21 protein-coding genes are annotated in these 21293 nt (G+C 64.4%); 6 read left to right on the top strand and 15 right to left on the bottom strand.

Annotation, left to right across the window (positions count from 1 at the left end; genetic code table 11):
- Positions 1 to 30: 30 nt before the first annotated feature.
- Positions 31 to 1104 (bottom strand): fatty acid desaturase, encoded by a 1074-nt coding sequence (locus AC1RL5_RS17815; RefSeq protein WP_093407334.1) that lies wholly within the window; start codon positions 1102 to 1104, stop codon positions 31 to 33.
- Positions 1105 to 1203: 99 nt separating this feature from the next.
- On the opposite strand from AC1RL5_RS17815, the gene AC1RL5_RS17810 reads away from it, so the two are divergent.
- Positions 1204 to 2208, top strand: coding sequence for an AraC family transcriptional regulator (locus AC1RL5_RS17810; protein WP_041751902.1), 1005 nt, complete (start codon positions 1204 to 1206; stop codon positions 2206 to 2208).
- 124 nt (positions 2209 to 2332) lie between these two features.
- Here AC1RL5_RS17810 and AC1RL5_RS17805 read toward each other — a convergent pair whose 3' ends face one another.
- Positions 2333 to 3721 carry a sensor histidine kinase gene (locus AC1RL5_RS17805; RefSeq protein WP_492589473.1) on the bottom strand — a complete coding sequence of 463 codons (1389 nt, stop codon included), beginning with the start codon at positions 3719 to 3721 and terminating at the stop codon, positions 2333 to 2335.
- Complete coding sequence (locus AC1RL5_RS17800; protein WP_072452174.1) at positions 3708 to 4388, bottom strand: heavy metal response regulator transcription factor; 681 nt, start codon at positions 4386 to 4388, stop codon at positions 3708 to 3710. Before AC1RL5_RS17800 ends, AC1RL5_RS17805 begins: the two co-directional genes overlap by 14 nt.
- A 136-nt stretch (positions 4389 to 4524) precedes the next feature.
- Here AC1RL5_RS17800 and AC1RL5_RS17795 point away from each other — a divergent pair, with 136 nt between their 5' ends.
- On the top strand, positions 4525 to 5013 hold the full coding sequence (locus tag AC1RL5_RS17795; RefSeq protein WP_011058579.1) for a GlcG/HbpS family heme-binding protein: 489 nt from the start codon (positions 4525 to 4527) through the stop codon (positions 5011 to 5013).
- 99 nt (positions 5014 to 5112) lie between these two features.
- Positions 5113 to 5523: a hydroxyisourate hydrolase gene (gene uraH / locus AC1RL5_RS17790; RefSeq protein ID WP_011058578.1), complete on the top strand. Its 411-nt coding sequence runs from the start codon at positions 5113 to 5115 to the stop codon at positions 5521 to 5523.
- An 85-nt stretch (positions 5524 to 5608) separates the two neighbouring features.
- Here the strand turns inward: uraH and AC1RL5_RS17785 are convergent, their stop codons facing one another.
- A complete protein-coding gene (locus AC1RL5_RS17785) occupies positions 5609 to 6295 on the bottom strand; it encodes a Crp/Fnr family transcriptional regulator (protein WP_011058577.1) in 687 nt (228 codons plus the stop codon).
- A gap of 102 nt (positions 6296 to 6397) precedes the next feature.
- Here AC1RL5_RS17785 and AC1RL5_RS17780 point away from each other — a divergent pair, with 102 nt between their 5' ends.
- The gene (locus AC1RL5_RS17780) at positions 6398 to 6922 is read left to right on the top strand and encodes an Mpo1 family 2-hydroxy fatty acid dioxygenase (protein WP_041115120.1); all 525 of its coding nucleotides are present in this window, start codon (positions 6398 to 6400) and stop codon (positions 6920 to 6922) included.
- Positions 6923 to 7063: 141 nt separating this feature from the next.
- Here AC1RL5_RS17780 and AC1RL5_RS17775 read toward each other — a convergent pair whose 3' ends face one another.
- The 6 genes from AC1RL5_RS17775 to dibA all read right to left on the bottom strand — a co-directional run bounded on the left by AC1RL5_RS17775 (position 7064) and on the right by dibA (position 13495).
- A complete protein-coding gene (locus tag AC1RL5_RS17775; RefSeq protein WP_011058575.1) occupies positions 7064 to 8053 on the bottom strand; it encodes a sulfate/molybdate ABC transporter ATP-binding protein in 990 nt (329 codons plus the stop codon).
- A 3-nt stretch (positions 8054 to 8056) separates the two neighbouring features.
- Positions 8057 to 8929 carry a sulfate ABC transporter permease subunit CysW gene (cysW, locus tag AC1RL5_RS17770; protein ID WP_011058574.1) on the bottom strand — a complete coding sequence of 291 codons (873 nt, stop codon included), beginning with the start codon at positions 8927 to 8929 and terminating at the stop codon, positions 8057 to 8059.
- Positions 8930 to 8941: 12 nt separating this feature from the next.
- A complete protein-coding gene (cysT, locus tag AC1RL5_RS17765) occupies positions 8942 to 9760 on the bottom strand; it encodes a sulfate ABC transporter permease subunit CysT (RefSeq protein ID WP_011058573.1) in 819 nt (272 codons plus the stop codon).
- Positions 9761 to 9910: 150 nt separating this feature from the next.
- Entirely contained in the window at positions 9911 to 10921 is a 1011-nt protein-coding gene (locus tag AC1RL5_RS17760) for a sulfate ABC transporter substrate-binding protein (RefSeq protein WP_011058572.1), read from the bottom strand.
- Positions 10922 to 11092: 171 nt separating this feature from the next.
- Entirely contained in the window at positions 11093 to 11275 is a 183-nt protein-coding gene (gene oscA / locus AC1RL5_RS17755) for a sulfur starvation response protein OscA (protein WP_011058571.1), read from the bottom strand.
- A 300-nt stretch (positions 11276 to 11575) separates the two neighbouring features.
- Positions 11576 to 13495, bottom strand: coding sequence for a phosphodiesterase DibA (gene dibA / locus AC1RL5_RS17750; protein WP_011058570.1), 1920 nt, complete (start codon positions 13493 to 13495; stop codon positions 11576 to 11578).
- A gap of 146 nt (positions 13496 to 13641) precedes the next feature.
- Between dibA and desA the strand changes: the two genes are divergently transcribed.
- Both desA and AC1RL5_RS17740 read left to right on the top strand, forming a co-directional pair.
- A complete protein-coding gene (desA, locus tag AC1RL5_RS17745; RefSeq protein ID WP_011058569.1) occupies positions 13642 to 14826 on the top strand; it encodes a delta-9 fatty acid desaturase DesA in 1185 nt (394 codons plus the stop codon).
- A gap of 216 nt (positions 14827 to 15042) precedes the next feature.
- On the top strand, positions 15043 to 16035 hold the full coding sequence (locus AC1RL5_RS17740; protein WP_103407940.1) for a GGDEF domain-containing protein: 993 nt from the start codon (positions 15043 to 15045) through the stop codon (positions 16033 to 16035).
- 94 nt (positions 16036 to 16129) lie between these two features.
- Here AC1RL5_RS17740 and AC1RL5_RS17735 read toward each other — a convergent pair whose 3' ends face one another.
- The 5 genes from AC1RL5_RS17735 to AC1RL5_RS17715 form a co-directional block, all read right to left on the bottom strand.
- Positions 16130 to 17344 carry a response regulator gene (locus AC1RL5_RS17735; protein ID WP_011058567.1) on the bottom strand — a complete coding sequence of 405 codons (1215 nt, stop codon included), beginning with the start codon at positions 17342 to 17344 and terminating at the stop codon, positions 16130 to 16132.
- A 138-nt stretch (positions 17345 to 17482) separates the two neighbouring features.
- Positions 17483 to 18760 carry a 4-aminobutyrate--2-oxoglutarate transaminase gene (gene gabT / locus AC1RL5_RS17730; protein WP_011058566.1) on the bottom strand — a complete coding sequence of 426 codons (1278 nt, stop codon included), beginning with the start codon at positions 18758 to 18760 and terminating at the stop codon, positions 17483 to 17485.
- Positions 18761 to 18937: 177 nt separating this feature from the next.
- Entirely contained in the window at positions 18938 to 20380 is a 1443-nt protein-coding gene (gabD, locus tag AC1RL5_RS17725) for an NADP-dependent succinate-semialdehyde dehydrogenase (RefSeq protein ID WP_011058565.1), read from the bottom strand.
- A 379-nt stretch (positions 20381 to 20759) separates the two neighbouring features.
- Complete coding sequence (locus AC1RL5_RS17720; protein WP_011058564.1) at positions 20760 to 21074, bottom strand: RebB family R body protein; 315 nt, start codon at positions 21072 to 21074, stop codon at positions 20760 to 20762.
- A gap of 54 nt (positions 21075 to 21128) precedes the next feature.
- A partial coding sequence (locus AC1RL5_RS17715) for a RebB family R body protein (protein ID WP_368994943.1) occupies positions 21129 to 21293 on the bottom strand: 165 nt, incomplete at its 5' end.

The following is a 21293-nucleotide window of genomic DNA, read 5'->3' as shown; positions in this document are numbered from 1 at the left end:
GATATTTAACCAGAAAGACAGTCCGCCCCCTCAAGCCCGGGCGTTATGCGCCGGTTGCATCGCTTCGCGCTCCTGCCGGGTAAAGCGGTTGGCCCGGGCAAAGGTGCCGAAATCGTTGAAGCGCACGCCCATCTCGGCCATCACTTTATGCGCCACCGATGCCGTCATCTGGCGGATGTAGAACGGCTCCCTGACCACGAAATGGTGGATGCCGTGGGTGCTGCCGAAGTTGCAGCAGAAGGCCTGCAACGGCCACATCCACCAGGGGTTGAGTACCTGGGTCTGCTGGATCACGTTGCCCGGCTCGATGTCGCCGTAGTAGTGCATGTTGGAACTGACAAAGTGCAGGCAGAAGGTGCGCAGCACGTTGGGGCCGATGATCACCACCACGGCGATATCGACGTAGTGCATCAGCGACGCGGTGTCTTGCGACCACTGGATCGGGCTGCCCAGCAGGGCGGCCACGCCGTTGGCCCCATGAAAGCCCAGGAACACATACCAGGCGCCCCAATGCAGCAATGCCAGCGGCGCGTACACCGCCAGGGTACGAACCAGGATGCCCAGCTTGCGCCTGGCCCCCGGCGCCCGTAGCAGGCGGATGAAGGCCGCCATCATGTTGTCCCCCACCATCAGCAGGCGGGCGATGCCCCAGGGCTCGCCGTTGGTAATGGCGCGCTCCTCGATGTCGCTCTCGCTGCCGGACACCTTGTGATGATTCAGGTGCAGGTGGCGGCGCACCCAGGGGTTGATGGTGCTCGGCCGCGCCAGCCACACCAGCCCCAGCATCAGGTTGTGGGGCAGGCGCTGCTTGCGAAAGTACATGCTGTGGATCAGGTCGTGTTCCAGCTCGTGGGTCAGGGAGGCGAAAAAGGCATTGAGCAGCAGGCACGCCCACCAGGCCAGGTGACCCGTGACATAGAGCAGCGCTGACCCCAGCATCCCCGACAGAGCGAACGCAAGGATCCCCGCGCCCAGCGCGTCCTGGTGCCGCAGCAAGGGAAAACGCCGGCGCAGTTCATCGCCCCGGGCCAGGACCACCAGGCGTACATGCGCCGCCCGCTGTTGCGCGTTCATCCGCTCGGGGCTTGCAGAAATACCCTGCATGATTCCATCCTCTGGTCAGTGATGTGTGCATCCTGCCCCGAGCCCCGGCTCCGGGCGCTAGCCGTAAACGCCAACCTGTTGACCGGACGCGCCAATCGCATGACCGAAGCCACTTCCCTTGCCAGCTGGACCCGCGCCTTGCGCAAGCAACTGGACGCTCTGGACCTCGACAGCGCCGCACTGTGCCGCGAAGCCGGGCTCGACCCGCAATTGATGGACGACCCCAACGCCCGCTACCCGCTGTCGGCCACCACCCGCCTGTGGCATCTCGCCGTGCAGGCCAGCGGCGACCCGGCCATCGGCCTGCGGGTGTCGCGCTTTGTCAGCCCCACCACCTTCCATGCCCTGGGCTACGCCCTGGTGGCCAGCGGCAGCCTGCGGGAAGTGTTCGAACGCATCGTGCGTTATCACCAGGTGGTCAGCGACGCCCTGGAACTGGCCCTGACCCGGGAAGCGGACCGCTACCGGTTCTTCCTCAAGGTGCCGGAAGGCTCGCCGCAACCGGCCTTCGAAGCCATCGACGCCTTTGCCGCGATCTACGTGCGCACCTGCCGCAACCGCCTGGGCCGTGACTACGCGCCGCTGGCCGTGCAATTGCGGCGCCCGGCCCCGGCGGACCCGAGCCAGTGGCACAAGGTATTCCGCTGCCCGGTGCAATTCGCCGCCGTGGACGACTGCCTGGAGTTCGGCCTGCACGATTTCGACAGCCACCTGGACGACGCCAACCCGGAGCTGGCCGAGCACAACGAAGCGGTGCTCAAGCGCACCCTCCTGCAACTGCGGCCCCTGACCTGGGAGCGCAAGGTACGCGGGGTGATCGAAGCCCAATTGCCCGAAGGCGAACCTTCGGCCGAGCGAGTGGCCCAGGCCCTGCACCTGAGCCTGCGCAGCCTGCAACGGCACCTGGCGGATGAAGGCACGCGCTTTGACACCCTGCTCAACGAATGCCGGGAAAACCTCGCCCTGCTGCACCTGCGGGACCTGGAATGCTCCCTGAGCGAGATCAGCTACCTGCTGGGGTTTGCCGATGCCAGCAGCTTCAGCCGGGCATTCAAGCGCTGGACCGGGATGACCCCGGGGCAGTTTCGCGACGGCCTGCGCTAAGCCCCAGCAGCCTTGTAGCCGCTGCTGAGCCTGCGAAGCTGCGAACGACCGCAACGCGGGCGCAAATACTGCAGGCCGCTGAAGGCCTGGCGGCCTTGTCGCAGCCTCGCAGGCTCGGTAGCGGCTACAGGAGGGGGAAGCCCAGTTCGAATACCGTGGCCTGCTCATCGCTCGTGACCCGCACCTGGCCGCCATGCAGCAGCATGATCGAGTGCACGATGGCCAGCCCCAGACCCCCGGAGTCCCCCGGCTCGGCTCGGGACGGGTCGACCCGGTAGAAACGGTCGAACAGCCGGGGCAGGTGCTCGGGGGCGATCGCCGGGCCCTGGTTGTGCACCTGCAACCAGCACCAGCCCGCTTCGTCGTGGCGCCGCAGGCGGATCAGCGACCCTGCATCGGCATGACGCACGGCATTGGCCAGAAGGTTGCCCAGGGCCCGTTGCAGCAATTGCTGGTCAGCCCGCAGCTCGCCGGAAAAACCGTTCTCCAGGCGCAACTGGCGGTCGTCGGCCAGGGCTTCGAAGTAGTCGCACAGTTGCGCCCCGACACCGGCCAGTGACAGTGCCTGCAGGTCCAGCACCGCATCGGCCTGCTCGGCCCGGGCCAGGAACAGCAGGTTCTCGGCCATGCGTCCCAGGCGCTCGAACTCTTCCATGTTGGAGGCCAGCACTTCCTGGTACTCCGCCGCACTGCGCGGCTGGTTCAAGGCCAGGCCATTGCTGCCCAGGAGGTTGTGCAACGGCGTGCGGATCTCGTGGGCCAGGTCGGCGGAAAATTGCGACAGGCGCTCAAAACTCTCTTCCAGGCGCGCCAGCATGGCGTTCAGGGCCTGCACCGGCTCGTGGAATTCCGCCGGGATGCCGTTGGTGTGCAGGCGCCGGTCGAGGCTGCGCAGGTCGATCTGGCGGGCCGCTTCGCTGAGCTGGCGCAAGGGCTGCAAGCCCCGGCGCAACAGCAGCAGGCCCAGGGCGAAGGCCAGCAAGGCCCCCAGCCCCACCGCCAGGTACAGGCGCAGGCGGTAACTGGCGAGCATCTGCTCGCGCTCGCTGAGTACCTTGCCGGCGACCACGGTCAGGGCTTCGCCCTTGGGCCCCCGGGCCTGGCCCGCCAGCAGCGCCACCGGCACATCGTCCGCCCCCGGCCAGAGGCGGACATCGGTGCGTTGCGGCGCCTGTTGCAGCGCAATGGGGTCGAGCGCGGGCAGGGGCTGCCGGCGCGGGTTGATGTCGATCACCGTCGAGCCATCGGCCCGCAGCACCAGCAGCAGGCTTTCCTGGTTGCCCAGCATGTTCTGGTACAGCCGGGGCCGGGCTTGCAGGGCATCCAGGCTGTCGCTGTCCTGCAGCAGGGCCCGCACCTGTTCCAGGCGGCCGAGCAGGGCCAGGTCGTCGCGGTAGGCGATTTCCCCGGCCAGGGAACGGTAGAGGAACACCCCGATCACGCTGAGCACCAGGGCGCAGACCGCGGCAAAGGCCAGGGCCAGCCGCCAGGCGATGGAACTAGAGCGCTTCATCCGGGGCTTCCAGCTGGTAGCCGACGCCACGCACGGTGTGGATCAGCTTGGGCATGTAGGGGTCGTCGACCTTGGCCCGCAACCTTCGTACCGCCACTTCCACCATATTGGTGTCGCTGTCGAAATTCAGGTTCCACACCTGGGAGGCGATGAGGGTCCGCGACAGCACTTCGCCCTGGCGGCTGGCCAGCAGGTGCAGCAGGGCGAACTCCTTGTTGGTCAGGGCGATGCGCTGGCCGCCACGGCTGACGCGACGGCGCAGCACGTCGATCTCCAGGTCGGCGATGCTGAAGGACTCGGCCTCGCGCAGCGGTCCGCGGCGCAGCAGGGTGCGCACCCGGGCCAGTAGCTCGGCAAAGGCGAAGGGCTTGAGCAGATAGTCGTCGGCGCCCAGTTCCAGGCCGCGGACCCGGTCCTCGATAGCGTCGCGGGCGGTGAGGAACAGCACCGGGGTGGCACCGCGCTGGCGCACCAGTTGCAGCAACTGCCAGCCGTTGAGGCCGGGGAGCATGACGTCGAGGATGATCAGGTCGTACTCCTGCTGCTCGATGAAATAGCGCCCGTCAAGGCCGTTCAGGGCCACGTCCACGGCAAAGCCGGACTCTCCCAGGCCCTTGGCAAGGAAATGGGCGGTCTTGGATTCGTCTTCAACTACCAGCAAACGCATGGTGCACCTCGGAAATGATCGGCACAGGCTAGGCGCCCGGCGCGCGCTTGCCCATTACAAACTTGTAATCAAGACGACGGAGTTCTGACGGAGTGCGCTGGCTAAGGTGGCCACCGGTCTTTATGGAGCTCGTTCGATGATCTGCAAACCTCTTGTCCTGGGCCTCGGCCTGAGCCTCGCCGGCACGGCCCTGGCGGCGCTCGAACTGCCGCGCCATGCCGAACTGGACCTGGCCACCGCCCGCCAGCTGGCCGATGCCAGCCTGGCCCAGTGCACCGCGGCGGTATCGGTGCTGGACCGTGGCGGCAACCTGCTGGTGGCGATGCGCGGCGATGGGGTGGGCCCGCACAACGGCCCGGCCAGCCAGCGCAAGGCCTACACCGCGCTGTCGACCAAGACTTCGAGCCGGCTGTTCGCCGAACGGGCGCGCAACAACCCCGAGGCGGCCAATCTCAATACCTTGCCGGAGCTGTTGTTGCTCGGCGGCGGCCTTGCGTTGTTTGCCGGCAAGCAGTTGGTGGGGGCCATCGGGATTGCCGGGGCCGGTGGCGCGGCGCAGGACGAGGCATGTGCGCTCCAGGCCGCGCAGCGGGTGGGGTTGGCTGCCGAGGCCGGGCGTGAGTGATCGTGAAAGCCTGCGCCCGCGTTGCGGTCGTTCGCAGCCTCGCGGGCTCGGCAGCGGCTACAGGTTCTGTTGTTTGTTCAATCGAGGAAGGAGTGGGGCATGAATGTTTTGCGTAATAGTCTGGCGGCCATCGGCCTGTGTGGTTTGTCGAGCCTGGCCCTGGCGGCAGGCAATCCGTTGAGCGTGCACGTGCTGAACCTGGAGAACGGCCTGCCATCGCCGGGGGTCAAGGTGACCCTGGAGCAGCAGGTGGGCCAGGACTGGAAGCCCTTGTCCGAAGGGGTGACCAATGAGCAGGGGCGGATTGCCGAGCTGTTTCCGGCGGGCCGGGCGCTGACGGCCGGCGAGTATCGGGTGGTGTTCAAGACCGGCGAGTACTTCAGGCAAGCCAAGCGCGAGACCTTCTTTCCGGAGATCCCGGTGATCTTCGAGGTCAGGCAGACCGAGCAGCATTACCACATTCCGTTGTTGCTCAGCCCTTATGGGTTCTCGACCTATCGTGGCTCGTAGGAACCGGCTGCCGGCGAAGGCGATCTCGCGGGCCTCTTCGCTGGCAAGCCAGCTCCTACGGGAGGCCGGGACATCGCGGGGGCTTCTATGGCGAGGTCAGGGCGCGCAGGCGCTCGGTGTCGAGGATTTCAATCTCGCCATAGCTCAGGCGCAGGATGCCCTGGTGCTGCAGCTCCTTGAGGATCTGGTTGGTGGTCTGGCGCGACAGCGAGAGCATCAGCGCCAGTTGTTCCTGGGGCAGTTGCAGCACGCGGCGGGCCTGGGCCACTTCACCGTAGCCGGCGGCCATCGCCAGCAGGCGGCTGGCCACCCGCGCCGGGGCCGGCATCAGGCTCAACTGCTCCAGGTTGATAAAGGCCAGGCGCAGTTTGTGGCTCATCAGCAGGGCGAACTGGCGCCAGTATTGCGGCTGCTGCTCCAGTAGTTGCAGCAGGTTCGCCTGCGGCACCTGGAGCAGGGTGCAGGCGCCCTCGGCGTAGGCATCGTGGGTACGGGGCTGGCCGTCGAACAGGCAGATCTCGCCGAACCAGTGGGGCGCTTCCATCAGGCTCAGCAAGGCCTCCTTGCCCTGCTCGCTGACCGCGCCCACCCGCACCGTGCCCTCCAGCACCGCGTACAGCCCGCAGGGCGGATCGCCGCGCCGGAACAGGCACTGCCCCGCCGTCAGCCGGCGCAGGCGCGCACTGTCGAGCAAACTATTCTGTAAGGAAGCCGGCAGGTGGCTGAACCACTGGCCGGTCATCAGGCATTCACGCCACTGGTGCAGGTCCATGAACAGGTCTTTCCCTCAGGGCATCGCAATGATTGTCGCCTAGCTGACAGAGCCGAGCACCGCCGCCGGGCATGATCGAGCCACCCTAACGGAGGAACAACAATGAAAAGCCTCGTTGATCATCTCAGTCAATACGCCGCCTACCACCGCGACCCGCGCAATATCGCCAGCCACTTTATCGGCATTCCGATGATTGTGGTGGCGGTGGCCGTGCTGTTGTCGCGTCCCGCCTGGAGCATGGCCGGGCTGTCGTGGTCGCCGGCGTTGCTGCTGGCCCTGGCCGCGTCAGTGTTCTACCTGCGCCTGGAAGTGCGCCTGGGGGTGCTGATGACGGTGCTGATGGCGCTATCGGTGTGGGCCGGCCAGGTGCTGGCGGCGCAAAGTACCGGGCTCTGGCTGAGCAGCGGCCTGGGCCTGTTCGTGATCGGTTGGGTGATCCAGTTCATCGGCCATTACTACGAGGGCCGCAAGCCGGCCTTCGTCGACGACCTTTCGGGGCTGATTGTCGGCCCGCTGTTCGTGGTGGCCGAACTGGCCTTCCTGCTGGGGCTGCGCCATGACCTGAAGCAGGCCATCGAGCAGCGTTCCGGGCCGGTGGCCCTGCGGCACAAGAAAGCCATGGTCTGAAGCCCGGGAACGCTTCGGGAATATTGGGCCGGCCCCCGCAGGAGCCGGCTTGCCGGCAAAGAGGCCTTCGAGCCAGGTGCAAACCTGAAGGACGCTTTCGCTGGCAAGCCAGCTCCTACAGCGGGCGTGATGTCGGCGGGGTCAGAGGCTGGCGTGTTTCTGCCAGACCTTGGGCTTGAAGAACAGGGTTTCGCCACGGGCCAGGCCGATCAGGCTGTCGTGGTCCTTCACCACTTCGGCTTCGATCAGTTCGCTCTGCCCTTCCACCTTCAGGGTCACCCGGGTGGTGGCCCCCAGCGGACGGATATCCCGTACTTCGGCGGCGTGGTGGTCTTCCAGTTCGGAACGCGACAGCGACACTTCGTGAGGCCGGAACAGCACGTGGTTGTCCTCCCCCAGGTGCAGGCGGTTGGAGTCGCCGAGGAAGTGGTAGACGAAGTCGCTGGCCGGGTTCTCGTAGACCTCGCCCGGGGAACCGATCTGCTCGATCACGCCCTTGTTCATCACCACGATGCGGTCGGCCACTTCCATGGCTTCTTCCTGGTCGTGGGTAACGAATACCGAAGTCAGGTTGATGTCTTCGTGCAGCCGCGCCAGCCAGCGCCGCAGCTCCTTGCGCACCTTGGCGTCGAGGGCGCCGAAGGGTTCGTCCAACAGCAGCACCTTGGGCTCCACCGCCAGGGCGCGGGCCAGGGCGATACGCTGGCGCTGGCCGCCGGAGAGCTGTTCCGGGTAACGGTCGGAGAGCCAGTCCAGCTGCACCATGTTCAGCAGCTCGTGGACCTTCTCGGCGATCTTGCTCTCGCTGGGGCGCTGGTTCTTCGGCTTCATGCGCAGGCCGAAGGCAACGTTGTCGAACACGCTCATGTGGCGGAACAGGGCGTAGTGCTGGAACACGAAACCGACGTTGCGATCACGCACGTCGTGGCCCGAGACATCCTCGCCGTGGAACACGATGCTGCCTTGGTCCGGGGTTTCCAGCCCGGCGATGATCCGCAGCAGGGTGGTCTTGCCGCAGCCGGACGGGCCCAGCAGGGCCACCAGCTCGCCGCTCTGGATGTCCAGGTTGATGCTGTTCAGGGCCTTGAAGGCGTTGAAGTTCTTGCTGACGTTACGGACTTCGATCGACATGACTTATTCCTCCGCGGCGCTGGCGCGCAGGCGGTTGATTCGGGATTCGCTCCACTGCTTGAGCAGCAGGATGAACAACGCAAGGATCAGCAACAGGCTGGCGACGGCAAAGGCGGCGACGTGGTTGTACTCGTTGTAGAGGATTTCCACGTGCAGCGGCAGGGTGTTGGTGACCCCGCGAATGTGCCCGGAAACCACCGACACCGCGCCGAACTCACCCATGGCCCGGGCGGTACACAGCACCACGCCGTAGATCAGGCCCCATTTGATGTTGGGCACGGTGACGTGCCAGAACATCTGCCAGCCATTGGCCCCCAGCAACCTGGCGGCCTCCTCTTCCTGGGTGCCCTGCTCCTGCATCAGCGGGATCAGTTCCCGGGCAACGAAGGGCACGGTGACGAAGATGGTGGCCAGGACAATGCCCGGCAAGGCGAAGACGATCTGGATGTCGTGGTCCGAAAGCCACGGGCCGAACAGGCCCTGGGCGCCGAACATCAGCACATAGACCAGGCCGGCGATCACCGGCGACACCGAGAACGGCAGGTCGATCAGGGTCACCAGGATGCTCTTGCCGCGGAACGAGTACTTGCTCACGCACCAGGCCGCGCTGACCCCGAACACCAGGTTCAGGGGCACCGAGATCAGCACCGCGATCACCGTGAGTTTCAGCGCCGACAGGGCGTCGGGCTCGAAGATCGCATCGAAGAACGCCCCCAGGCCGAGCTTCAGGCCCTGGGACACCACGATGAACAGCGGCAGCAGCAGGAACAGGGCGAAGATCAGCCAGCCGAGGCCGATCAGCAGGCGCCGCGAGGTGGCGCTGCCACGGCGGGCGGCGTTGGCGGAGGACGCGGCGGAAATGGACGATTGGGACATGGTCGCGCCTCCTTAAGGTCGTTCGATGCGCCGCTGCAGCAGGTTGATCAGCAGCAGCAGAATGAAGGAAACCACCAGCATCAGCACGCCGATGGAAGTGGCGCCGGTGTAATCGTACTGGTCGAGCTTGACCATGATCAGCAGGGGCAGGATCTCGGTCTTCATCGGCATGTTGCCGGCGATGAAGATCACCGAACCGTACTCGCCCACGCCCCGGGCAAAGGCCAGGGCAAAACCGGTGAGCCAGGCCGGCAGCAGGGCCGGTACCAGGATATGGCGGAACACCTGCCACGGCTTGGCACCCAGGCAGGCGGCGGCTTCTTCCACTTCACGGGGGATGTCCGCCAGCACCGGCTGCACCGTGCGCACCACGAATGGCAGGGTGACGAAGGTCAGTGCCAGGGTGATGCCCAGGGGGGTGTAGGCGATCTTGAAACCCAGGTCGGTGGCGAACTGCCCCACCAGGCCGGTGGGCGCGTAGAGCGCGGTCAGGGCAATGCCCGCCACGGCGGTGGGCAGGGCGAATGGCAGGTCGATCATGGCATCGATGATCTTGCGCCCGGGGAAGCTGTAGCGCACCAGGACCCAGGCCAGCAGGGTGCCGATGACGCCGTTGATGATGGCCGCATACAACGCGGTACCGAAGCTCAGCTTGAGCGCGGCGAGCACCCGTGGCGCCGAAATGATCGCCCAGAACTGTTCCCAGGTGAGTTGCGCGGCATGCACGAACATCGCCGCCAGGGGGATGAGCACAATCAGGCTGAGGTACACCAAGGTGTAGCCCAGCGTCAGCCCGAAGCCGGGTATGACGGGGGAGATACGACGCGACATAAGAGTCCTTGGTTAACGGAACGGATACGCAAAACCCGCAACTCAATGCGGGCTCTGCCTGGTAGGAGCCGGCTTGCCGGCCAAAGGGCCCGCAAGTCGTGCTTTGCCCTCAGGGGCGCCTTCGCTGGCAAGCCAGCCCCTACAACAGGGTTATTGCGCCGTGTAGATCTGGTCGAACACGCCACCGTCATTGAAGAATTTCGGTTGGGCAGTTTTCCAGCCGCCGAAGTCCTTGTCGATAGTTACCAGGTCCAGTTTCGGGAACTGCTGGGCATATTTGGCGGCGATGTCCTTGTCCCGTGGGCGGTAGAAGTTCTTCGCGGCAATTTCCTGGCCGGCCGGGCTGTACAGGTGCTTGAGGTAGGCCTCGGCGATCTGGGTGTTGCCTTTCTTCTCGGCGTTCTTGTCCACCACCGCCACTGGCGGCTCGGCGAGGATCGACAGCGAAGGCACGACGATATCGAACTTGTCGGCGCCGCCGTCTTCCTTGAGGGCCAGGAAAGCTTCGTTTTCCCAGGCCAGCAGCACGTCGCCCTGGCCGTTGTTGACGAAGGTGATGGTCGAGCCGCGGGCCCCGGTATCCAGCACCGGTACGTGCTTGAACAGCTCCTTGACGTATTCCTGAGCCTTGGCCTCACTGCCACCGGCCTTCAGGCCGTAGGCCCAGGCGGCGAGGAAGTTCCAGCGTGCACCACCGGACGTTTTCGGGTTCGGGGTGATCACCGAGACGTCTTTCTTGATCAGGTCGCCCCAATCCTTGATGCCCTTGGGGTTGCCCTTGCGCACCAGGAACACGATGGTCGAGGTGTAGGGCGTGCTGGCGTCGGGCAGGCGCTTCTGCCAGTCCGCCGGCAGGGTCTTGCCGAGCTTGGCGATTTCGTCGATGTCACCGGCCAGGGCCAGGGTCACCACGTCGGCGCGCAGGCCGTCGATCACCGCCCGGCCCTGCTTGCCGGAGCCACCGTGGGATTGCTGGATCTTCACGTTGTCGCCCGGGTGGTCCTTCTTCCAGAAGTTCACGAACTCGGCGTTGTAATCCTGGTACAGCTCACGGGTCGGGTCATAGGACACATTGAGCAGCTCATAGTCCTTGGCAACGGCGGAACCGGCGAAAACGGCGCTGGCGAGGGCGGCCAGGGCATAACGGCGAATCGACGACATGGTGAAGCTCCTGAAATTTTTTAAGGTGCTGGCATTTTTCTTATGGCGATTTCAGCCCGCATTCGAAAAGGAACGCTGGGATTCGTGCAGGGGGTCATGGATGACGCCCTCCGGTTGACCAGTCGGGCCTCTCGTTCGCGAGAGGGTGACGCGGTGTTCAGCGAGGTACTTTCAACTCGGTTTGTGGCCGGGCTGCTGCAGACGGAATTTTTCCTTGCGTTCGATCTGCACGACCTGGGCGTTGTGCACGGTGATTTCCACCGCACCGAAGCGCAGGTCGCGCAGTGCGCTTTGAATTTCCCGCAAGATGGTTGCTTCGTCCTGGCCGTCAACGCTGCGTAGAGATGCGCTCATGGTGTTGCTCCTGAGTGGGATGTGCCTGGCAGTGGCGGCACTGCTTGCGGCGTGGGAGCAATACTAGATAGGGCCGGATATTCTTAAAAATACTATTTAAGAATGTTTATATAACCAGAAGAAATTATTCGAGCTGACAGCAGCTTAGCCCCAACCCTGTAGCCGCTGCCGAGCTTCAGCGAGGCTGCGCAAAGGCCCCCAGGGCCTTGCCTGGCGCCCTTGCGCCAAACCTCAACACCGCGCCTGCCACGTCGGTATGCCGCCCAAACCGTTCGCAGCCTGCGCCAGCGGCTACAGGGATCAACGGATCTGCGGGGCGTTGCTCCAGACCAGTTGCGCCGCCGGCATCGGCCGGCCGAACCAGTAGCCCTGGCCCAGGTCGCAGGCGTGTTCCAGAAGAAAACGCGCCTGTTCCACCTGCTCGATACCCTCGGCATGCACCTGCATGCCCATGCTCTGGGCCAGGGCAATGATTACCCGGGATATCGCTGCATCGTCCTCGTCGAACGGCAGGCCGGCGACAAAACCCTGGTCGATCTTGAGCTTCTGCACCGGCAGGCGCTTGAGCCGCAGCAGGGAGGAGTAGCCCGTGCCGAAGTCGTCGATGGCCAGGCGAATACCCAGCTCGCGCAAACGGTGCATCTGCTCCAGGGCCACTTCGGGATCGTCCATCACCGCGCTTTCGGTGACCTCCAGCTCCAGGTAGGCCGGGTCCAGCCCGGTCTCGTGCAGCACCTGGGCCACCTGCTGGTACAGCTCGCTGCGGGCGAACAGGCGGGTCGAGACATTCACCGCGATAAACGACAGCACCACGCCATCGGCCTGCCACTGGCACATCTGCCGGCAAGCCTGCTGCATGACCCAGGCATCGATCTCGGCGATCATCCCGGTGCGCTCGGCAATCGGTATGAACTCCGCCGGCGACACCAGCCCGCGCTCGGGATGCTCCCAGCGCACTAGGGCCTCGACGCCTACCAGGCGGCTGGTCTTGAGGTCGTGCACCGGCTGGTAGTAGACCCGCAGTTCCTGCTGGTCCAGAGCGCGGCGCAGCTCGAAGGCGATTTCCACCCGCTGCTGGGCATGGGCGGTGAGCTCCTCGGTGTACAGGGCGTAACCGTTGCGCCCGGCGCTTTTGGCCTTGAACAGCGCCGCATCGGCGTTGCGCAGCAGTTGACTGGCGCTCAGCGCGTCGCTGGGAAACAGGCTGATACCGATACTGGCGTTGATCACCACCTGCTGCTCGCCGAGCTGGAAGGGCTCCTTGAGGCCGTCGATGATGCGCTGGGCCAGGGCCGCCGCCTGCACCAGCTGCGGGCAGCTTTCGGCCAGCACCGCGAACTCGTCGCCGCCCAGGCGCGCCAGGGTGATGCCCGGGCCGAACATCCCGCCCAGGCGCTCGGCCACCGCCTTGAGCAGTTGGTCGCCGACGTTGTGCCCCAGGCTGTCGTTGATCATCTTGAAGTGGTCCAGATCGATCATCAGCATGGCGCAGCCGCGCTTGTGGATCTGCGCCGAAGCCAGGGCCTGTTCGGCACGGTCGGTGAACAGCAGGCGGTTGGGCAGGTCGGTCAGCGGATCGTGATGGGCCAGGTGAGCCAGCTCGTGCTCGGAATCCTTGATCGCGCTGATGTCGGAAAATACCGCAACGTAATGAGTCAGCTCGCCCTGCTCATCGCGGATCGCGCGGATGGTCTGCCATTGCGGGTAGATCTCGCCGCTCTTGCGCCGATTCCAGATTTCACCGCTCCACTCATCGGTCTTCTGCAACGAGTCGAACATCGATTGATAGAACTGCGCCGAATGATGCCCGGACTTGAACAGGCTCGGCTGGCGGCCCAGCACCTCTTCGCGCTGGTAGCCGGTGATTTCGATGAAGGCGCGGTTGACGTGGACGATCTGCCCCTGGGTATCGCTCACCAGCACCCCTTCGCGGGTGCAGTCGAACACCGCCGCCGCCTGGCGCAGGCGCTCGCGGTCCTTCTGCTGGTGGCGCAGCCAGCGATCGGCCCCCAACACCCGCAGCAGACGGGCCCGGGCGAAGAAGATCAGCACCGCGCTGACCACCGCCCAGGCATAGCCGCCAACCAGTTGCCAATGGGCCCGATCGGAAAACTCATCGAAGAAACTGCTCAATAAATAACCACTGAACTGCAACCAGACCAGCGACAACAGCAGATAGAGCAGCGCGGCACGCAAACCATTGCGATAAGAAACCGACATAAGTCCGTCTATTTCCACACGAAAAGTTTGGGATTATAGAGGAAGAAACATTCCGCCACTCTTATCTGAAAGGGCGACTGGTTTTCTCAGTGGGCTTAGTGATAATGCCTGGGCTGTTTTTTTCTTTATCGAGGGCCTTATCGCCTATGTGGTATGAAGGTTTACTTGGCTTGTCCGCCTGGCAACTGGTGGCAGTCACCCTGTTGATGACCCACGTGACCATTGTCGCGGTCACGGTCTATCTGCATCGCTATTCCGCGCACCGTTCCCTGGAACTCAACGCCGGCCTGAAACATTTCTTCCGCTTCTGGCTGTGGCTGACCACGGCGCAGAACACCCGCGAGTGGACCGCCATCCACCGCAAGCACCACGCCAAGTGCGAAACCGCCGACGACCCCCACAGCCCGGTGGTCAAGGGCCTGTCCACCGTGCTGCGCAAGGGCGCAGAGCTGTATCGCGAAGAGGCGAAGAACCCGGAGACCCTGCGCATCTACGGCAAGAACTGCCCGGAAGACTGGATCGAACGCAACCTCTACAGCCGCTACAAGCTGGGCGGCGTGGCGCTGATGGCAGCCATCGACCTGCTGCTGTTCGGCACCATCGGCATCACCATCTGGGCCATCCAGATGATGTGGATTCCGTTCTGGGCCGCCGGGGTCATCAATGGCCTGGGGCATGCGGTGGGCTACCGCAACTTCGAATGCCGCGACGCCGCCACCAACCTGGTGCCCTGGGGCATCATCGTCGGCGGCGAAGAGCTGCACAACAACCACCACACCTACCCCAACTCGGCCAAGCTCTCGGTGAAGAAGTGGGAGTTCGACCTGGGCTGGGCCTGGATCAAGGTCTTCAGCTTCCTGCGTCTGGCCAGGGTCCAGCGCGTGGCGCCCATCGCCCACCGGGTCGAAGGCAAGGGCCACCTGGACATGGACACCGCCATGGCCATCCTCAACAACCGGTTCCAGATCATGGCCCAGTACCGCAAGCTGGTGATCGGCCCGCTGGTGAAACAGGAACTGGCCAAGGTCGATCATTCGGTGCGCCACCAGTTCCACCGTGCCAAGCGCCTGCTGTCCCGGGAAACCAGCCTGCTGGAAGACCGCCACCACCTGCGCATCCAGAGCATGCTGGAGCACAGCCAGGCCTTGAAGGTGATCTACGAGAAGCGTCTGGCCCTGCAGCAGATCTGGGTCAAGACCAGCTCCAACGGCCACGACATGCTCGCGGCCATCAAGGATTGGGTACACGAGGCCGAGGCCAGCGGCATTCAGTCCCTGCGCGATTTCGCCCATCAGCTCAAGACCTATTCCCTGCGTCCCACCACCGCCTGACCCCAGCCCCTCGCCACTCCCGTGGCGAGGGGCTGCCCTTCTGAAATCAAGCCTTGCAGGCCCCTCTCGACCGTCTGGCGGGCGCTCGCGCTATCGCTGTAGCGGCCGGGAACTTAGCGCCCGATCCCCTATCTCAAACAACACTTCGCCATCCAGGCGGGCTTGGTTGTAGCCGCTGCCTAACGGCGCGCGGCACGCCCTTTGAGATCTGTGCCGATGGTCAACAAGAACCCACACACTCCCTCTGCGCTTCCACAGTGGCCCGAAGCCGCGCAAACCCTGATGGCCCTGATGCATGCACAGGGCGAAGTGGCCCGCCTGACCGAACGCGAGCAGCTGTTCAGCTCGCTGCTGGTCAGTGTCAACGCGGTACTCTGGGCCTTCGACTGGGACAGCCGCCAGGTGCTGTACGTCAGCCCGGCCTATGAACGGATCTTCGGTCGCCCCGCAGGCCTGCTCCTGGCGGACTGCAATCAATGGCGCGACAGCATCTACCCCGATGACCTGGAGTACGCCGAGCGCAGCCTGGCCCAGGTCCTGGAAAAGGGCGCGGTGGAAGATCGCGAGTACCGCATCATCGATGCCCAGGGCCAGGTGCGCTGGCTCAGCGACAAATGCTTCATCAACCGCAATGCCGAGCCCGGGCAACGCCTGATCGTGGTCGGCATCGCCGAAGACATCACCGAAAAGAAGCAGCTGGAAACCGAGTTGCAACGCCTGGCCACCACCGACGTGCTGACCCAGAGCAGCAACCGTCGGCACTTCTTCGAATGCGCCCACCGCGAGTTCGAGCAGGCGCGCCTGCAAGGTTCGTCCCTGGCCTTCTTGCTGCTGGATATCGATGACTTCAAAGTGATCAACGACACCTACGGCCACCCCGAAGGCGACATCGTCCTGCAGCGCATCGCCGAAAGCGGGCGCGCGGCCCTGCGTCGCGGCGACCTGTTCGGGCGGATCGGTGGCGAGGAGTTCGCCGCGGTTTTTCCCGGCTGCACCGCGGACATGGCGCGCCAGGTAGCCGAGCGCCTGCAACGGGAGATCCAGCGCCAGAATTTCAGCCACCAGGGCCAGACGTTCACCATCACCGTGAGCCAGGGCCTGACCGGCCTGCTGGCGGAAGACGAAAGCCTGGACAACCTGTTCGCCCGCGCCGACAGCGCCATGTACGAAGCCAAGCGCCAGGGCAAGAACCGCATCATCACCGGATAAACCCGCGATCACTCGCCCGTAGGAGCTGGCTGGCCCGCAAGGCTTGCACAAGACTCGAAGGCCTCTTCGCCGGCAAGCCGGCTCCTACAGTGGTTCAGCCCTTGCGCAGGCGGGTCAGTTCCGGCAGCCCGACCTTCAGCAGCCGCGCGGTCTTGCAGCGCGCGATCTCTTCCACCCCTTCGTGCTCGGTCAGCCGCGCCAGCTGCGCCGCCAGGTTCATCACCAGCGCCTCGCGGGAATACACCCCACCGCCCAACTGGTAGATCGAGGCAATCAGTTCCCGCAGTTCCAGGGGCATGCGCCAGCGGGTCCGCAGCGCCGAGCCGTAGGCCGCGCCAAAGCGCTCCAGGGCATCGCCGATTTCTTCCTGGTCGTCCAGCTCGCCGCCGGCCTGTTTCCACTCCTGCAGGCAACGCAGCAGCGCCAGGTCGCCCAGGCGATGCAGTAGCCCGGCGCAGTAGCAGCGCTCCTGGTCCAGGTCCAGCAGGCGCGCCAGGGTCCGGCCGTATTCCGCGGTATGCAGGGACAGCTCCCAATAGCGCTCGGCATAGTCGGCCAGGGCCGGATCGCTCAGGCGCGCGCTGCGCTTGAGGGTCAGGCCGAGGATCAGGTTCATGCTCTGCCCGGTGCCCAGCCGATGCAGGGCCTGGGACAGGGTCTGCACGCCGTCGCCATGGTGCTGCGCGGCGCTGTTGGCTGCAGCGATCAGCACCGCGGTGACCTGGGGATCGGTGCGGATCTCTTCCTCCAGCACCTTGAGGTCCAGGCCTTCGGGGTTGAGGCTGCGCTTGACCGCCAGTTGCACGTCGGTGAGCAGCGGCGCGCCGTCGGCCACATCGCGCCGGCGTTCGAGAAAGGGCCACAGGGTCATGCCCGGCGCCAGGGCCGGCACCTCGCAGGAGACTTCCTGGCCGGCGTCCAGCAGCAGGCCCTGCAGGCGCTGGGTCAGCCCTTCCATGTTCAGGGGCTTGGTCAGGTAGGCAGTGGGCGCCAGGGGCAAGGCCTCGCGCACGCTGGCGCTGTCGCTGCGCACGCTCAACAGGATGAACGGCTGCACCGGGTTGCGCTTGCGCTGGCGCACCGCGCGCAGCAGCGACAGGCCATCGATGCCCGGCAGCTCCCAATCGGCAATGATCAGGTCATAGGGTTTGGCGCTCAGCAGGTCCATGGCCTCCTGACCGTCGGCACACAAGTCCAGACGCGCATCACAGCGCACGTTCAACAGCACTTGCTTGAGCAAATCACGAGACCAGGGATCAGCCTCGGCAATCAGCACGCGAGGTACAGCGGGTAAATCAACAGCGGTCATGCAGCACGCTCCCTAGGCAATCCCTTGCACCTTAGTCAATGCGCGGGCTTCCATACAACGCAAATCCCCCTGGAGCCGCCTGAGGGCGAAAAAAAACCCGCCGAAGCGGGTTTTTCTGTCGATCAGGTCACAGCGTCATCAGAGTTCAGCGAAGCACTCTTCGATGATGGCCAGGCCTTTGTCCAGCTGGGCATCCGGCGAGGTCAGCGGTACCAGAACCCGCAGAACGTTGCCGTAGGTGCCGCAGGACAGCAGGATCAGCCCCTTGTCGCGAGCCTTGGCCACGACCTGGGCCACGGCAGCGGCGTTCGGCTTGTGGCTGTCGCCATTCTCGAACAGTTCCACCGCGATCATCGCGCCCAGGGCACGCACTTCACCGATCACCGGGTACTTGGCCTGGATGGCCTTGAGGCCGGTCACCAGGCGCTCGCCAACAGCCTTGCAGCGATCCAGCAGGTGCTCTTCCTCGAACACTTCCATCACCGCCAGGGCCGCCGCACAGGCGATCGGGCTACCGGCGTAGGTGCCGCCCAGGCCGCCTGGAGCAATGGCGTCCATGTACTCGGCCTTGCCGCAGACACCGGCCAGCGGGAAGCCGCCGGCGATGGACTTGGCGAAGGTGGTCAGGTCGGCGGTAACGCCCATCTGTTCCATGGCGAAGAAGGTGCCGGTACGGCCAGCGCCGGTCTGCACTTCGTCAGCGATCAGCAGGATACCGTGCTGGTCGCACAGGGCGCGCAGGCGCTTCATGAACTCTTTGGGCGCGACGTAGAAGCCGCCTTCGCCCTGTACTGGCTCGATGATGATCGCGGCGATATCACGAGGCTCGGCGTCGTTCTTGAAGATGCGCTCGATGCTGGCGATGGAGTCGTCGATGCTCACGCCGTGCAGTTCATTCGGGTACAGCGCGCGGAAGATGCCGCCTGGCATCAGGCCCATGCCAGCCGAGTACGGCACGACCTTGCCGGTCAGGCCCAGGGTCATCATGGTGCGGCCGTGGTAGGCGCCGGTGAAGGCGATCACGCCGGCGCGGCCAGTGGCGGCACGGGCAATCTTCACGGCGTTCTCGACGGCTTCGGAACCGGTGGTCACCAGCAGGGTTTTCTTGGCGAAATCACCTGGCACCTTGGCGTTGATTTTCTCGCACAGCTCCACGTAAGGCTCGTAGGCCAGGACCTGGAAGCAAGTGTGGGTCAGCTTGTTCAATTGCTCGGTCACTGCGGCGATGATCTTCGGGTGCACGTGACCGGTGTTCAGTACCGCGATACCGCCGGCGAAGTCGATGAACTCGCGGCCTTCAACGTCGGTGACGGTGGCGTTCTTCGCGCTGTCGGCGAAGATCGGGTGAATCTGGCCAACACCGCGCGGTACAGCGGCTTCACGGCGTTTCATCAAAGATGCGTTGGTCTTGCTCATAGTGTCCTCATTCACCGCTGCGGCAGCGGTGTGATTCAAGGGTTGCGGGGCGGGGAAGCGCCTGCGACAGCATGCGATGATCGACTGTCGGAGCGGTCCCGGGCCACCTTGAAAAGTGCGTTTTTTAAAGCTGCGCAGGGGGACAGCGCTCTCGTGCCCCCGGCGCTTGAAACCGGATCAGATACCCAGGCAGAGGTATTTGATTTCCAGGTAATCCTCGATCCCGTACTTGGAACCTTCACGGCCCAGGCCCGAGGCCTTGATGCCGCCGAACGGCGCCACTTCGTTGGAGATCAGGCCGGTGTTGACCCCGACCATGCCGTATTCCAGGGCCTCGGCCACACGGAACACACGGCCCAGGTCACGGGCATAGAAGTACGAGGCCAGGCCGAACTCGGTGTCGTTGGACATGGCGATGACTTCGGCTTCGTCTTTGAAGCGGAACAGCGGCGCCAGTGGGCCAAAGGTTTCTTCCTTGGCCACGGCTGCATCCTTGGGCACGTTGACCAGGATGGTCGGCTCGAAGAAGTTGCCTTCCATGGACTTGCCGCCGGCCAGCAGGGTCGCGCCTTTTTTCAGGGCGTCGGCGATGTGTTCCTGGACCTTGGCCACGGCTTTTTCGTCGATCAGCGGGCCAGTGGTGGTGCCTTCTTCCAGGCCGTTGCCGATCTTCAGCTTGGCCACTGCTGCCTTCAATTTCTCGGCGAAGGCGTCGTAGACCGAATCCTGGATGTACAGGCGGTTGGCGCAGACGCAGGTCTGGCCGTTGTTGCGGTACTTGGAGATGATCGCGCCTTCGACGGCCTTATCCAGGTCCGCGTCGTCGAACACGATGAACGGCGCGTTGCCGCCCAGCTCCAGGGAGACTTTCTTGATGTCCTTGGCGCATTCGGCCATCAGCTGGCGACCGATCTCGGTAGAGCCGGTGAACGACAGCTTGCGCACGATCGGGTTGCTGGTGAGCTCGCCGCCGATGTCGCCGGCGCTGCCGGTGACCACACTCAGCACGCCTTTCGGGATGCCGGCACGGTGCGCCAGTTCCACCAGGGCCAGGGCCGAGAACGGGGTTTGCGAAGCGGGCTTGATGACCATGGTGCAACCGGCGGCCAGGGCCGGGCCGGCTTTACGGGTGATCATCGCCGCCGGGAAGTTCCACGGGGTGATGGCCGCGGTCACGCCGATCGGCTGCTTGATCACGATCAGGCGCTTGTCGGGCTGGTGGCCGGGAATCACGTCACCGTAGATGCGCTTGGCTTCTTCGGCGAACCATTCGATGAAGGAGGCGGCGTAGGCGATTTCGCCCTTGGCTTCGGCCAGCGGCTTGCCCTGCTCCAGGGTCATCAGGCGACCCAGGTCGTCCTGGTTCTCGATCAGCAATTCATACCAGCGGCGCAGCTTGGTGGCGCGCTCCTTGGCAGTCAGGGCACGCCAGGCCGGCAGGGCCTTGTCGGCGGCCTCGATGGCGCGGCGGGTTTCGGCAGCGCCCATCTTTGGCACGGTACCGAGGATTTCACCGGTAGCGGGGTTGTTGACCTTGATCGTCTGGCCGTTGTCCGCGTCGACCCAAGCTCCATCGATGAAGGCTTGTTGGCGGAACAACTGGGCGTCTTTGAGCTGCATGTCGGCTTCCTTAACAGCACCGCGCATACGCGGGGCGAATTGTGATTGTAGAAAGGCGCCAGGTCAGGAGGAGAGCGCCGGGGCGCTGTCACCAGCCCGTGGCCAGGCTGCCGTCAGGAAAATCGTTCACTGGGTAAAAGCACGAAAAAGTCGCACACAAGAATAGACGTGCGTTTGGGCACCCAGGCAAGAGCGTTTGAAATCTCAAACGAATCCTAGGGTCAACGGGGGTAAAGGACAATAGGCTGTTCGAAAAAAAGAACGTAAAGGCGCCTAGCGGTAAAAAATCCGCTTCAACCTCCCATGCCGCCGGGCAAAAGACAACGCCCCCGCAGCCTAGGCAGGCGGCGGGGGCGCTGGCATGGCGCCTGGGGAACGGTCAGCTACTGAACGACTTGAGCACCGTCAACAGGCTGGTGAGGTTGTCGGCCACACCGCCCTGGGCGACTTTCTCGGTGGCCGACGCACCGGCGGTGGTGTCGACGCTGTAGATCTGCATCACGCCCTGGTTGGTGGCCGCCTGGGCCAGGGTGTTTTGCTGCTGCTGCGCCGAAACCGAGTTCTGGAACAGGATGGCCACGGACTGGCCCATGGACTGGTAGATGGTGCCCATCGACATGGCTGGCGCTTCGGCGACGACCTTGACGTTGGTCTGGGTGACGGCATCGGTGATTTGCGGACTGACTGTGCTCATAAAAACTCCATTTTTTCAGCAGGTAGGTTCAACGGAAAATCAGGCTTTCAGCCATCAACTCTGAAAGGACTTGAGAACCGTCAACAGGCTGGTGAGGTTGTCGGAGACCCCGCCCTGGGCGACTTTTTCGGTGGCCGCCGCCCCGGCGGTGGTGTCGACGCTGTAGATCTGCATCACGCCCTGGTTGGTGGCCGCCTGGGCCAGGGTGTTTTGCTGCTG

The sequence above is a fragment of the Pseudomonas sp. GW822-FHT06D10 genome (assembly GCF_058799535.1).
Note: the sequence above shows the minus strand (reverse complement) of the source record. Positions and strands in the feature narration are given on the sequence as shown.